This window comes from Bradyrhizobium sp. USDA3010 (assembly GCF_056429065.1).
Genome location: NZ_JBWJZD010000011.1, coordinates 127,605 through 140,267, shown reverse-complemented (window position 1 = coordinate 140,267; position 12,663 = coordinate 127,605). Strand labels below are relative to the sequence as shown.

Annotated in this window: 13 protein-coding genes; 3 read left to right on the top strand and 10 right to left on the bottom strand. The window is 64.6% G+C overall.

Going from position 1 to position 12,663, the window contains the following annotated elements; translation table 11 throughout:
- Nucleotide 1: 1 nt before the first annotated feature.
- From AC066Y_RS19105 to AC066Y_RS19070, 8 genes are all read right to left on the bottom strand, one after another.
- Nucleotides 2-919 carry an SDR family NAD(P)-dependent oxidoreductase gene (locus AC066Y_RS19105; RefSeq protein WP_176531899.1) on the bottom strand — a complete coding sequence of 306 codons (918 nt, stop codon included), beginning with the start codon at nucleotides 917-919 and terminating at the stop codon, nucleotides 2-4.
- Nucleotides 920-1,194: 275 nt separating this feature from the next.
- Nucleotides 1,195-1,341: a hypothetical protein gene (locus AC066Y_RS19100; RefSeq protein ID WP_171947537.1), complete on the bottom strand. Its 147-nt coding sequence runs from the start codon at nucleotides 1,339-1,341 to the stop codon at nucleotides 1,195-1,197.
- Nucleotides 1,342-1,516: 175 nt separating this feature from the next.
- On the bottom strand, nucleotides 1,517-1,996 hold the full coding sequence (locus tag AC066Y_RS19095) for a MaoC family dehydratase (protein WP_478275230.1): 480 nt from the start codon (nucleotides 1,994-1,996) through the stop codon (nucleotides 1,517-1,519).
- 13 nt (nucleotides 1,997-2,009) lie between these two features.
- Nucleotides 2,010-3,734, bottom strand: coding sequence for an AMP-binding protein (locus AC066Y_RS19090; RefSeq protein ID WP_478275229.1), 1,725 nt, complete (start codon nucleotides 3,732-3,734; stop codon nucleotides 2,010-2,012).
- A 126-nt stretch (nucleotides 3,735-3,860) separates the two neighbouring features.
- Nucleotides 3,861-4,748, bottom strand: coding sequence for a 3-hydroxyisobutyrate dehydrogenase (gene mmsB, locus AC066Y_RS19085; RefSeq protein ID WP_478275228.1), 888 nt, complete (start codon nucleotides 4,746-4,748; stop codon nucleotides 3,861-3,863).
- Between the two features lie 25 nt (nucleotides 4,749-4,773).
- Nucleotides 4,774-5,856 (bottom strand): enoyl-CoA hydratase/isomerase family protein, encoded by a 1,083-nt coding sequence (locus AC066Y_RS19080; protein WP_478275227.1) that lies wholly within the window; start codon nucleotides 5,854-5,856, stop codon nucleotides 4,774-4,776.
- Complete coding sequence (locus AC066Y_RS19075) at nucleotides 5,853-6,998, bottom strand: isobutyryl-CoA dehydrogenase (protein ID WP_478275226.1); 1,146 nt, start codon at nucleotides 6,996-6,998, stop codon at nucleotides 5,853-5,855. Before AC066Y_RS19075 ends, AC066Y_RS19080 begins: the two co-directional genes overlap by 4 nt.
- Before the next feature lie 22 nt (nucleotides 6,999-7,020).
- Nucleotides 7,021-8,517, bottom strand: coding sequence for a CoA-acylating methylmalonate-semialdehyde dehydrogenase (locus AC066Y_RS19070; RefSeq protein ID WP_456723531.1), 1,497 nt, complete (start codon nucleotides 8,515-8,517; stop codon nucleotides 7,021-7,023).
- 120 nt (nucleotides 8,518-8,637) lie between these two features.
- On the opposite strand from AC066Y_RS19070, the gene AC066Y_RS19065 reads away from it, so the two are divergent.
- A complete protein-coding gene (locus tag AC066Y_RS19065; protein ID WP_478275225.1) occupies nucleotides 8,638-9,555 on the top strand; it encodes a LysR family transcriptional regulator in 918 nt (305 codons plus the stop codon).
- A 100-nt stretch (nucleotides 9,556-9,655) separates the two neighbouring features.
- Complete coding sequence (locus tag AC066Y_RS19060; protein WP_478275224.1) at nucleotides 9,656-10,168, top strand: ParB N-terminal domain-containing protein; 513 nt, start codon at nucleotides 9,656-9,658, stop codon at nucleotides 10,166-10,168.
- A 153-nt stretch (nucleotides 10,169-10,321) separates the two neighbouring features.
- Here AC066Y_RS19060 and AC066Y_RS19055 read toward each other — a convergent pair whose 3' ends face one another.
- Both AC066Y_RS19055 and AC066Y_RS19050 read right to left on the bottom strand, forming a co-directional pair.
- Nucleotides 10,322-10,930 (bottom strand): TetR/AcrR family transcriptional regulator, encoded by a 609-nt coding sequence (locus tag AC066Y_RS19055; protein ID WP_478275223.1) that lies wholly within the window; start codon nucleotides 10,928-10,930, stop codon nucleotides 10,322-10,324.
- 60 nt (nucleotides 10,931-10,990) lie between these two features.
- Complete coding sequence (locus AC066Y_RS19050) at nucleotides 10,991-11,530, bottom strand: PaaI family thioesterase (RefSeq protein ID WP_478275222.1); 540 nt, start codon at nucleotides 11,528-11,530, stop codon at nucleotides 10,991-10,993.
- Nucleotides 11,531-11,665: 135 nt separating this feature from the next.
- Here AC066Y_RS19050 and AC066Y_RS19045 point away from each other — a divergent pair, with 135 nt between their 5' ends.
- A complete protein-coding gene (locus tag AC066Y_RS19045) occupies nucleotides 11,666-12,436 on the top strand; it encodes an enoyl-CoA hydratase (protein ID WP_478275221.1) in 771 nt (256 codons plus the stop codon).
- The last annotated feature ends 227 nt before the right edge of the window (nucleotides 12,437-12,663 follow it).

The window sequence follows — 12,663 nt, the reverse complement described above, 5'->3', positions numbered from 1 at the left end:
CTCAGAGCTTGATCCCGGCCCGCGCGGCGGCCTGGGCGACATACTTCTGCGTCTGCTCGAACGCGCCCTGCAACGCCTTCGCGGTCGACATATCGCTGATGTCCTTGAAGTGCGCGGCGACGCCGTCGGGGGTCCATTCGGATTGCGGCAGGTTGACGCCTTCGGTCTCCAGCACGCGGATCACCGCGAACGAGCCGGCACCTGCGCCCATGATGGTGCGGGTCGGCGCATCCTCCGAGAGCAGGAATTCGACCGCCGGCGTGATCGCTTCCGGCTTCATCAGCGCCAGCGCCTGCGGCGGCAGCAGCTCCTCGGTCATGCGGGTCGCCGCGGTCGGCGAGATGGTGTTGACCTTGATGTTGTTCTTGCGCCCCTCTTCGGCGAGCACGTTCATCAGGCCGACCATGCCGGCCTTCGCCGCGCCGTAATTGGCCTGGCCGAAATTGCCGAACAGGCCGGACGACGAGGTCGTCAGCACGATGCGACCGTAGTTGCGCTCGCGCATGCCGGCCCACACCGCCTTGCAGCAATAGAAGGTGCCGGTGAGATGCACGTCGAGCACCTTGGCCCAGTCGGCGACCTCGAGCTTGGTGAACGACTTGTCGCGCAGGATGCCGGCATTGGCGCAGAGCAGATCGACGCTGCCCCACTCCTTGGTGGCGCGCTCGACCATCGCGGTGACCTGCTCGAAGTTCGAGACGTCGGCGCCGTCGGCCATCGCGGTGCCGCCGGCCTTGCGGATCTCCTCGACCACGGTCTCGGCCGGCGACAGCGAACCGCCGGTGCCGTCGCGCGCGCCGCCGAAATCGTTGACCACGACCTTGGCGCCGCGGCTGGCGAGCCCCAGCGCGTGCGCCCGCCCAAGACCATTGCCCGCGCCGGTGACGATAGCGACGCGTCCGTCGAACCTGATTGCCATGCCGTTATTCCTGCTCTGACTTCCCTTCTCCCCTTGTGGGAGAAGGTGGCGCGAAGCGCCGGATGAGGGGTTCTCTCCACGGATGAGCACGCGGAGAGAAACCCCTCACCCGGCTCCATCTCGCTCCGCTCGATTGCGCCACCCTCTCCCACAAGGGGAGAGGGTGAGTGCCCGAGCGGCATGAAAAGGTTGGAGACTTTTGAGCAGCGATGGATGGCCGGGTCAAGCCCGGCCAAGACCCAAGAAGGCCAGACCCAAGTCGGCCACCGGGCGCGCTAGACGGAAGGGGTCATCGACCCGCAGGGTTTCAGGCTTTTGAGCAGGTGCCCGCTCCAGCACTCATGATGCTCCTGGGCGTAGCTCAGCGAGCCAATCACAATCAAACCGACTACGACAAGTCCGGCGACGATGTTCTGTACCATGGCTGCCACTCCCGGGACCGCACCGCCTCAACGGGGGCATGATGGACACCAGGGATCAAAGCCGTCAATGCGCTATGTGGATCGGTGGTGCAACGCACCACCTGTGAAGGCGGGTCGAGGCGGGCTCACTCCACCTCTCCCGCTAGCGGGAAAAGTGGAGCTACTCAACCATCCCTCAGCTGAAATAGATCAGGCCGAGCCAGTCTGCGACCAGCGCGGGCTTCTCTTCGCCCTCGATCTCGACCGTGACGTTGGTGCGCGACAGCAGTTCCTTCGGCTTCCGCAGCGTGGCTTCGGCCAGCACGAAGCGGCCGCGGACGCGCTTGCCCGAGCGCACCGGCGAGATGAAGCGCAGCTTGTCGAAGCCGTAATTGACGCCCATCGCGGTGCCCTCGAGCACCGGCATCACCTCGTAGGACATGATCGACAGCAGCGACATCGTGAGGAAGCCATGGGCGATCGTGGTGCCGAACGCAGTCTCCTGCTTCGCGCGCTCGGGATCGACGTGGATGAACTGGTGATCCTCGATTACGTCGGCGTAGGTGTCGATGCGGCCCTGATCCATCAGGTGCCATGAGGACACGCCGATCTCCTTGCCGACCATGCCCTGGTAGGTTTCCAGCGACACCGGCGGCTTCTTCCAGACTTCGTTCATTGGCTAACCTCCGCTAACCGGAGGTCCGCACCTTCTGCAGCTCCGGAAATTCTTCCTCGCGGAACTCGGCTCCGCGCAACGCATCGCTTCTGACATCGTCATGTTCGAGCCGGCGCAACTGCACACGACGGATCTTTCCAGAAATCGTCTTCGGCAGTTCGGTGACCAGCTCGATCTTGCGGATGCGTTTAAACGGTGCGAGCCGCGTGTGCAAATGTTTGAAGATCGACAGCGCCGTCTCCGGGGTGCGCTCGACGCCTGATACCAGCAATATATAGGCCTTCGGGACCGCCAGCCGGATCGGGTCCGGGCTCGGCACCACGGCAGCTTCCGCCACCGCATCATGCTCGAGCAGCACGCTCTCCAGTTCGAACGGCGAGATGCGGTAGTCGGAGGACTTGAACACGTCATCGGTGCGGCCGACGAAGGTGAGATAGCCCTCGTCATCGGTGAACACGACGTCGCCGCTGCGGTAGATCGCGCCGTCGGTGCCGATCAGCTTGCCGTCGTCGCCCTGATAGCCCTGCATCAGGCCCGCCGGCCGCTCAGTGCCGAGCAACAGCGTCACTTCGCCCTCCTTCGCGGCGTGGCCGTCATTATCGGTGACCTGGACGCGATAGCCTGGCAGCGGCCGGCCCATCGAGCCGACCTTCACCTTCTGCCCCGGCGAATTGCCGGCCAGCGCCGTGGTCTCGGTCTGGCCGTAGCCGTCGCGGATGGTCAGGCCCCAGGCCGATTTGACCTGGTCGATGATCTCGGGGTTGAGCGGTTCGCCGGCGCCGCACACTTCACGCAGGCTCATTTTGAAGTCCGACAGTTGCTCCTGGATGAACATCCGCCACACCGTCGGCGGCGCGCACAGCGTGGTGACGCCGCAGCGGCCTATGATCGAGAGCAGTCCTTTCGCCTCGAAGCGTGGCTGGTTGACGATGAAGATCGTCGCACCGGCATTCCATGGCGCGAAGAAGCAGCTCCAGGCATGCTTGGCCCAGCCGGGCGATGAGATGTTGAGATGAATGTCGCCGGGCTGCAGGCCGATCCAGTACATCGTAGAGAGATGGCCGACCGGATAGCTGCGCTGGCTGTGCCGCACCAGTTTCGGCTTTGCCGTGGTGCCCGAGGTGAAATACAGCAGCATCGGGTCGTCGGCCTTGGTCGGGCCATCAGGCGTGAACGCCTCGGGTGCCTTCGCCGCATCCTCGAACGGCAGCCAGCCCTCGTTCGTCTGCGCCGCGCCGACCACGATGCGCACGAGCTTGTCGCCGCCGAGGCCCACGAACTTCGCGACCTGATCCTGCGTGGCAACCACCGCCTTCGCCTTGCCGCGATCGAGCCGGTCGCGCAATTCATCCGCCGTCAACAGCGTGGTGGCGGGGATCACGACCACGCCGAGCTTCATCGCCGCCAGCATGGTCTCCCACAGCGGCACCACATTGCCGAGCAGCAGCAACAGATGATCGCCGCGCTGCAGCCCCTGCGCGCGCAGGAAGTTCGCGACCCTGTTGGAACGGCGCGACAGCTCGGCGAACGACAGCTTGGTCTCGTTGCCGCTGGCCGCATCGACGATCCACAGCGCCGGACGGTCGCGGCTGTCGGCATTGTGCGCCAGTTCGGCGTCGAACCAGTCGAGCGCCCAGTTGAACGGCACGGGATCCGGCCAGCGGAATCCCTTTACCGCTGCATCATAGTCGGTGCGGTGCTTGAGCAGAAAGGCGCGTGCGTCCTGAAATGTGGTCATGGGGTCTCACCGCGTTCACCGCCGTCATCCTGAGGAGCCGCGAAGCGGCGTCTCGAAGGATGGGCCACGGGCACCGCATCCTTCGAGGCTCGCTGGCGCTCGCACCTCCGGATCACGGACCCAACATTATTTCCCAGCGAGGCTCCGAACGTGCTGGATAATTCCGGAAAAGTCGACCCCGCCGTGGCCCGACGCGTCGAATGTCTTATAGAGCTCCTGCGCATGCTTGCCGAGCGGCGTCACCGCGCCGGCGGCATTGGCGGCGTCCTGCGCCAGCGTCAGGTCCTTCACCATCAGGTTGGAGGCGAAACCCGGCTTGTAGTCATTGTTGGCCGGCGAAGTCGGCACCGGGCCGGGAACCGGGCAATAGGTGGTCAGCGACCAGCACTGCCCCGACGAGGTCGAGGCGACGTCGAACAGCGCCTGATGCGACAGGCCGAGCTTTTCGGCCAGCACGAAGGCCTCGCCGACCGCGATCATTGAGATGCCCAGGATCATGTTGTTGCAGATCTTGGCCGCCTGCCCTGCGCCGCCGCCGCCGCAATGCACGATCTTCTTGCCCATGTTGGCCAGCATCGGCTGCGCCGCCGCGAATGCCTCGGCCTCGCCGCCGCACATGAAGGTCAGCGTCGCGCCCTTCGCGCCGCCGGTGCCGCCGGAAACCGGCGCATCGACCGAGGCGATGCCGTGCTTGGCGGCCAGCGCATGCGCCTGCTTGGCGCTCTCGACGTCGATGGTCGAGCAATCGATGATCAGCGTGCCCTTGGCCATCGCCGGGAGCACCTCGTTCCAGACGCCGAGCACATGCTTGCCGGCCGGCAGCATGGTGATGACGACATCGGCGCCCTTCACTGCGCCGACGCCGCTCTCGGCGATCGCGGCGCCGTCGCTTCTGGCCTGATCGCGGGATGCTGCGACCAGATCGAACGCGGTCACCTTGTGGCCGGCCTTGACCAGATTGGCCGCCATCGGCCCGCCCATATTGCCGAGCCCGATGAATGCGACGTTTGCCATGGGAAGTCCTCCGCTTGCGACGTTTCTATTTGCTGTCAGGAAATTTCAGTTCATCGGCGCCGATCTCGGCGAAGTAAGGCGCCAGCATCTCCGGCGTCACGTCCTCGATCCGGGTGGGCTGCCATTTCGGATTGCGGTCCTTGTCGATCACGGCGGCGCGCACGCCCTCGCGGAAATCGTCGCTGGCAAACACTTCGAGCGCCGCGCGATATTCGCGCACCAGGCATTCCTCGAGCGTCTCGGTGGCGCGCGCCAATCGCAACAGTTTCAGTGTCACCACCATGCCGCGTGGGGACTTCTCGCCGAGCGTTTTCAGCGTGGCCTGCGCCAGCTCGGAGCCATCGGCTTTCAGCGCGTCAACGATGTCCTCCATGCGTCCGCGCGCGAACCAGCTGTCGATTTTGGCCTGTAGTGCGGCAACGGGACCGGATTTCTCTGCGGTGGCAAAGCCTGCAATCAGCCGGTCGATCTCGGCCGAGTTGGTGCCCGGCGCAACCTTAGTCAATGCCTCGCGCAGCGCCGGAAGCTTGACGCTCGGCACCACGGCATCGGCGAACTTCGCATAGATCGCGTCGGGTCCGTTCATCGTGGTGCCTGTGAGACCAAAATAGGTGCCGATCTCGCCCGGCGAGCGCGACAGCAGATAGGTGCCGCCGACGTCGGGGAAGAAGCCGAGCCCGACTTCGGGCATCGCAAGCTTGGTTCGCTCGGTCACCACGCGGTGCCGGCTGTGCGCCGACAGCCCGACGCCGCCGCCCATCACGATGCCGTCCATCAAGGCGACATAGGGCTTCGGGAATTGCTTGATCCGCGCGTTGAGGATGTACTCGTCGCGCCACAGGATCTTGCCGAGGTCGCCCTTGACCTTCGAGCTTTCCCAGAGCGCGCGGATATCGCCGCCGGCGCACAGGCCGCGCTCGCCGGCGCCTTCCAGCACGATAACTGCGACATCAGGATCGGCTTCGAACGCGTCCAGCGCCCTGTCGATGTCGTGGAACATCTCCAATGTCACGGCATTGATCGCCTTCGGCCGGTTCAGCCGGATGATGCCGGCCGCCCCTTCCTTGCGTGCAATCAGGTCGCCTTCGGCAGCGGCCACGTCATTCATCGTGCGCCCTCGATCAATTTGCGCGACACGATCAGCCGCATGATTTCATTGGTGCCTTCGAGAATCTGGTGCACGCGAAGATCGCGCACGATCTTCTCGACGCCGTATTCGCTGAGATAGCCGTAACCGCCATGCAGTTGCAGCGCCTGGTTGGCGACCTCGAAGCCGACATCGGTGCCGAACCGTTTCGCCATCGCGCACAGCATGGAGGCGTCAGGATCCTTGCGGTCGAGCGCGGCCGCTGCCCGCCACAGGAAGGTGCGTGCGGCTTCCAGTTCGGTTGCCATGTCGGCGATCTTGAACTGCAGCGCCTGGAATTCGTCGAGGCGTTTTCCAAAGGCCTTGCGGTCTTTCATATAGGCCAGCGCCTTGTCGAGCGCCGTCTGCGCGCCGCCGAGCGAGCATGCCGCGATGTTGAGACGGCCGCCGTCGAGACCGGCCATCGCGATCTTGAAGCCGATGCCCTCCTCGCCGAGCCGGTTTTCGACCGGCACGCGCGCGTTCTCGAACACCACGGCGCGGGTCGGCTGCGCATTCCAGCCCATCTTGCGCTCGTTGGCGCCGAACGACACGCCCGGCGTCTTGCCGTCGACGACGATCGTCGAGACGCCGCCGGGGCCATCGCCGCCGGTCCGCACCATCGCCACCAGGAGATCGGTGCTGCCGGCACCCGAGATGAACTGCTTCTGGCCGTTGAGCACATAATGATCGCCGTCGCGCACCGCGCGGGTGCGCAGCGCAGCGGCATCGGAGCCGGCGCCCGGCTCGGTCAGGCAGTAGCTCGCGAGCATCTCCATCGTGCAGAGCTTCGGTAGCCAGGTGTGGCGCTGGGTGTCGTTGCCATAGGCATCGATCATCCAGGACGCCATGTTGTGAATCGAGATGAAGGCCGAGGTGGTCGGACAGCCCGTCGCCAAGGCCTCGAAGATCAGCGCGGCGTCGAAGCGCGTCATCGCCGAGCCGCCGACATCGTCCTTGATGTAGATGCCGCCGATGCCGAGGCCTGCTGCCTCGCGCATCACCTCGACCGGAAAGTGCTTCTTCTCGTCCCATTCGAGCGCGTGCGGCGCGATCTTTTCCGCCGCAAACGCCCGCGCCATGTCGCGAACCGCGATCTGGTCCTCGTTGAGAGCGAACTGCATCATTGCCTCGCCCTGAACGGACTTACTTCATCGTCGGGATCGAGAACTCCGCACCGTCCTTGACACCGGACGGCCAACGCGAGGTCACCGTCTTGGTCTTGGTGTAGAAGCGGACCGAGTCCGGACCATGCTGGTTGAGATCGCCGAAGCCGGACTTCTTCCAGCCGCCGAAGGTGTAGTAGGCGATCGGCACCGGGATCGGAACGTTGACGCCGACCATGCCGACATTGACCTTGGCCGCGAAATCGCGCGCCGCGTCGCCGTCACGGGTGAAGATCGCAACGCCGTTGCCGTAGTCGTGGTCGGACGGCAGCGCCAGCGCCTCATGATAATCCTTGGCACGCACCACCGAGAGCACCGGGCCAAAAATCTCTTCCTTGTAGATCCGCATGTCCTTGGTGACGTTGTCGAACAGCGAACCGCCGAGATAGAAGCCGTTCTCGTAGCCCTGCATCTTGAAGCCGCGGCCGTCGACAGCGAGCGTCGCGCCTTCCTTGACGCCGATGTCGATGTAGCTCTTCACCTTCTCGACTGCCTCGCGGGTCACCAGCGGACCGTAGTCGGCCGACGGATCGACCGAGGTGCCGATCTTGAGCGACTCGACGCGCGGGATCAGCTTTTCCATCAGCCGGTCGGCGGTGGTCTTGCCGACGGGCACAGCAACCGAGACCGCCATGCAGCGCTCACCGGCCGAGCCGTAGCCGGCGCCGATCAGCGCGTCGACCGCCTGGTCCATGTCGGCGTCGGGCATGATGATGGCGTGGTTCTTGGCGCCGCCGAAGCACTGGCAGCGCTTGCCGGTCTGCGCGGCGCGTTCATAGATATACTGTGCAATGGGCGTCGAGCCGACGAAGCCGATCGCCTTGATATCGGGATCGTCGAGGATGGCGTCGACCGCTTCCTTGTCGCCGTTGACGACGTTGAGGATGCCGGCCGGCAGGCCCGCCTCGATCATCAGTTCGGCAAGCATCATCGGCACGCCCGGATCGCGCTCCGACGGCTTGAGGATGAAGGCGTTGCCGCAGGCGATCGCGGGCGCGAACTTCCACATCGGGATCATCGCCGGGAAGTTGAACGGCGTGATGCCGGCGACGACGCCGAGCGGCTGGCGCATCGAATAGATGTCGATGCCGGGGCCGGCGCCTTCGGTGTACTCGCCCTTCATCAGATGCGGGATGCCGCAGGCGAACTCGGCGACTTCAAGGCCGCGCTGGATGTCGCCCTTGGCGTCGGGGACGGTCTTGCCGTGCTCACGCGCCAGCAGTTCGGCGAGCTTGTCGTAGTCGCGCTGCACCAGCTCGACGAATTTCATCATCACGCGGGCGCGGCGCTGCGGGTTGGTGGCGGCCCATTCGCCCTGCGCAGCGCGGGCGTTTTCCACCGCGGCGCGAACTTCGGCCTTGGAGGCCAGCGCCACCTTGGCCTGGACGTCGCCGGTCATCGGCTCGAAAACGTCGGCCGTACGGCCCGAGGTGCCCTTGACCTCCTTGCCACCGATGAAATGTCCGATCGAGCGCATGAATATCCTCCCTTGAAGACCTGAATCGCCGCTCCTCGCGGCGAGATCGCTTTACAAACCCTAATGACCCTGCATTTTATAGGATTCAAGTCCGATAAATTGCACCTTAGATGTGCGGAAATGCAGGATCAAGGCGGCGACACAATCGACTGGGACGACTTCCGTTTCGTGCTTGCCATCGTGCGCGGCGGGTCGGTGTCGGCTGCCGCCAAGCAGCTCGGCGTCGATCATGCCACAGTGATCCGGCGTGTCGACCGGCTGGAAGGCCGCCTCTCCGCAAAACTGTTTGATCGGCGCAAGACCGGCTACCTGCTGACCGAGGCCGGCCAGCGCGTCGCCGACAGCGCCGAGGCGATGGAATCGACCATCGTCGCCAACCAGGAGGCGGTCGGCGGCTCGCGCGCGCATCTCACCGGCACGGTACGGATCGGCGCACCGGACGGCTTCGGCAGCCATTTCCTGGCCTCGCGGCTGGTTAAGTTCACCGAGCGGTATCCTGATCTCGATTTGCAGCTCGTTGCCACCGCGCGTCTGTTCTCGCTCTCCAAGCGCGAGGCCGACATCGCGATCAGCCTGACCATGCCGAAGGAGGGCCGCATCGTCGGCCGCAAGCTGCTCGACTACACGCTCGGGCTTTATGCCGCACCCAGCTATCTGGCGCAGACGCCAAAGATCGTCGCACGTGCCGACCTGCCGAAGCACCGCTTCGTCGGGTACATCGAGGAACTACTGTTCACGCCAGAACTGGACTATCTGCCGCAGGTCTCGCCGAAGATCTCGGCCAAATTCCGCAGCGCCAACCTGATCGCACAGCTCAACGCCACCATCGCCGGCTTCGGCATCGCGGTGCTGCCGCACTTCATGGCGTCCGCCCACCCCGAGTTGCAGCCGGTGCTGCCCGACGAGGTGCGGATCTCGCGCACCTTCTGGCTCCTGATGCACGCCGACAGCAAGGACCTCGCCCGCATCCGCGCTGTGGCAGACTATATCTACGAGACGGTGGAAGCCGAGCGCGCGCTGTTTGCCGGGCCGACGTGACTAGCGCTGTCCCTCGAGCTCAGTTTGAGAAATGCCTTGGCAGTGTGGCGCTTCATCCTTAAACCGCATTTTGGACGGATCCTGAGTAGGGAGTAACACTGTGCCCGACCCGGAAAGTCTTCCAATCGATCAGATTTACGTGCCCGTTAAGAAACGGAAAACCCTCAGGCCTGAGCTCGTTCAAGAAATCGCGGCGAGTATTCTGGAAGTTGGGCAACAAGTCCCCATTCTCGTTCGGCCTGATGAGGGCCGACTCGTTTTGCTCGAGGGGTTACATCGGCTCGAGGCCTGCAAGGCGCTTGGCGAGACAACCATCATCGGAGTCTGGGGTTCAGCAGAGACTGCTCACCACAAGACGCTGTTGTCCGACGGAGCCGAGACAGAGGCAGAGCGGGACAAAATGGCGAGATTGAAGAAGCTGCGCCTCGAGAGAGAAGCTGCCGAGAGATCGTCGGCTTGCGCAGACGCGATCGTGGGAACTGAATCAGCCGAGCTTCGGTCGGCTCGCTCCGGAACGAGTATCAGACGAGGGCCGTCGGGCGATCCACGATCAAAAACGAGGACGCTATCGGAATGGCTCACACAACAAAAGCGCGATGGCGGTCGCTATTGATTATTGCCTCGGCCGTCAAGGTCGGAGGGAGCATGCGAAGGGCCGTCACTCCGGAAGCCTCGCGGGGCTGAGGCCTTCCAAAGGGTGCCTCATGCCTTCGTTGCCGACGAAAGCTAAACAGGGGAGATCCGGCGCCTCGTCGCAGGAACGCCCCTAATTCGCTCTGGCACGCGGCTTCTTCGTCACCGCCGTCCGGCCGAGCACCGCCTCGCGGCCCGCGCTCAAGATCTCGTCGGACATTTCGCCATTGCCTGCGATCCGCGACATCACGATGGTGCCCAGCATGGTCGCGAGCGTGGCCATCGCCTGCTTGCGCGCGGTCTTGCGCGGCACGTCCTGGATCTGGTCGGTGATCATGTCGATCATCTGGTCGAGCTTGAGCGCAAAGGCCTTGCGGGTCTTCGGGCTTTCGCGGGCGATCTCGGCACCGAGCGCCGGCACCGCGCAGCCCTGGCCGGGATCGTCGCGATGCACCGCCGACAGGTAGCCGTCGACGATGGTCGCAAGCCGCTTCTCCGGCGGCACCTCCGCCGTGACCTTGCGCCAGCGCTCGTTGGCGCGGTCCATGGCGTAGTTGAAGGCCTCGATCACCAGCGCCTCGCGCGAGTCGAAATGCGCGTAGAAGCCACCATGGGTCAGGCCGGCGTCCTTCATCAGGTCGGCGACGCCGATGCCATGGGCGCCCTTCTCGCGCAGCCGCGTCGCGGCCTTCTTCACGATCCGCGCGTGGGTCTCCTGCTTGTGTTCTTTCGAATAGCGCATGCCGCTCTCATGGAATGTTTCTAATCATACAATAACAGATTTGCGCCCGGGATGCTGCAGTTATTTCGCTTTTGGTTCCCCGCCGAGCATGGAAAACGTCGCGGTCGCGTGCACTGCAAGATTGCCCTTGCCGTCGCGGACAAAACCTTCGGCGTAGCTGGTCTGGCGGCCAAGCTTGATTACCTTGCCCTCGGCCGAGATGGTTCCCGAGCGCGCCGAGAGCGGGCGCAGATAGGTCAGCTTGAGGTCGAGCGTGACAGAGGTCTGCCCCGCCGGCAGCAGGGTCGAGATCGCGCAGCCCATCGCGGTATCGAGCAGCGCGGCGGCGGTCGCACCGTGCAAGAGGCCGATGGTGTTCTCGAGGCTCTCATGCGGCTCGAGTTCCATCACGATCCGCCCCTCGTCGACAACCGTCATGCGGAAGCCGATTAGTTTTGCCATCGGCGGCGGCGGCAAGGAGCCGTCGCGGATCGCGCGCATCGCCTCGATCCCGGACATCGGCATCGCCACCCTGGCGACCGGCCCGGGGGCCTGCCATTCCACCACGCGCGTGCGCGTCAGTTCGGGCGAATGCAGGTCTGGTGTCTCGGCGGCGGTCATAACGGCTCCATTTATATGATTACTATAATTCTATAGATCCGCGCCATGCAGCGCAACCACAGGGCCAGTGCCTTGACAGAGACGGGCTTTGTCCGGGACATGGCCGCCATCAATTCCTGCGCCGGGACCTTTCCAATGGACATGCTCAATCCCCACTGCGGCATCGACCGCGACAGCAGAGGCGTCGTCCGCCTCACGATCTGCAACGCCGGCAAGCTGAACATCGTCAGCTCGGCCGTGACCAACGGCGTGTGCGAAGGCTTTGAGCAACTCGCGGCCGATCCGACCATCCGCGCCGTGATCCTGGCCGGCGAAAGCGAGCGCAGCATGATCGGCGGCGCCGACATCAAGGAAATGGCGACGCTCGACCAACGATCCGCGGAAGCATTCATCAGCCGCCTGCGCGATCTCTGCGAGGCCGTGCGCAAGTTCCCCGCGCCGGTGATTGCCCGCCTGCCCGGCTGGTGCCTCGGCGGCGGCCTTGAGGTCGCGGCCGCCTGCGACGTCCGCGTTGCCGCGCATGACGCGATGTTCGGCATGCCCGAGGTCCGCGTCGGCATCCCCTCGGTGATTCATGCCGCTTTGCTGCCGCGCCTGATCGGCTGGGGCCGCGCCCGCTGGCTGATGATGACAGCGGAGAACATCGACGCCCCCACTGCGCTCGCCTGGGGCCTGATCGACACGGTGGCGAAGCCCGGCGGCCTTGATGAGGCTGTCGAGCACACCGTGAAGGCGCTGCTGGAATGCGGCCCCGAGGCGCTGCGCATCCAGAAGGACCTGCTGCGGCAGTGGGAAGAGCTGCCGCTGACCGAGTCGGTGAACCTCAGCGTCGGCGTGTTCGGCAAGTCGTTCCAGACCGGCGAGCCGCAGCGCCTGCTGCAGGGATTTTTGGATCGCAAGCGGTAATATTGACACCTTGTAGCCCGGATGGAGCGCAGCGAAATCCGGGACGCGTCATCTGCGGATCAATCTGCCCCGGATTGCGCTGCGCTCCATCCGGGCTATCTGTGCGCCTTACAGAGTGTTGACCACAAACCCCAGCCGACTAGTCTAACCTCCATCGCGAGACGGGGCGCTCCAGATCGAGAACGTCGATCGGAACATGCTCTCTCGCGGACCGCCGCGCGCGCGGC

What these genes read in the sequence shown, in the direction of transcription:
- AC066Y_RS19100 (WP_171947537.1), bottom strand. Translation starts at nt 1,341, where the DNA reads ATGGTACAGAACATCGTCGCCGGACTTGTCGTAGTCGGTTTGATTGTG.
- AC066Y_RS19075 (WP_478275226.1), bottom strand. Translation starts at nt 6,998, where the DNA reads ATGCAGTTCGCTCTCAACGAGGACCAGATCGCGGTTCGCGACATGGCG.
- AC066Y_RS19065 (WP_478275225.1), top strand. Translation starts at nt 8,638, where the DNA reads ATGCAGGATCAAGGCGGCGACACAATCGACTGGGACGACTTCCGTTTC.
- AC066Y_RS19080 (WP_478275227.1), bottom strand. Translation starts at nt 5,856, where the DNA reads ATGAATGACGTGGCCGCTGCCGAAGGCGACCTGATTGCACGCAAGGAA.
- AC066Y_RS19095 (WP_478275230.1), bottom strand. Translation starts at nt 1,996, where the DNA reads ATGAACGAAGTCTGGAAGAAGCCGCCGGTGTCGCTGGAAACCTACCAG.
- AC066Y_RS19090 (WP_478275229.1), bottom strand. Translation starts at nt 3,734, where the DNA reads ATGACCACATTTCAGGACGCACGCGCCTTTCTGCTCAAGCACCGCACC.
- AC066Y_RS19050 (WP_478275222.1), bottom strand. Translation starts at nt 11,530, where the DNA reads ATGACCGCCGCCGAGACACCAGACCTGCATTCGCCCGAACTGACGCGC.
- AC066Y_RS19105 (WP_176531899.1), bottom strand. Translation starts at nt 919, where the DNA reads ATGGCAATCAGGTTCGACGGACGCGTCGCTATCGTCACCGGCGCGGGC.
- AC066Y_RS19045 (WP_478275221.1), top strand. Translation starts at nt 11,666, where the DNA reads ATGGACATGCTCAATCCCCACTGCGGCATCGACCGCGACAGCAGAGGC.
- mmsB (WP_478275228.1), bottom strand. Translation starts at nt 4,748, where the DNA reads ATGGCAAACGTCGCATTCATCGGGCTCGGCAATATGGGCGGGCCGATG.
- AC066Y_RS19055 (WP_478275223.1), bottom strand. Translation starts at nt 10,930, where the DNA reads ATGCGCTATTCGAAAGAACACAAGCAGGAGACCCACGCGCGGATCGTG.
- AC066Y_RS19070 (WP_456723531.1), bottom strand. Translation starts at nt 8,517, where the DNA reads ATGCGCTCGATCGGACATTTCATCGGTGGCAAGGAGGTCAAGGGCACC.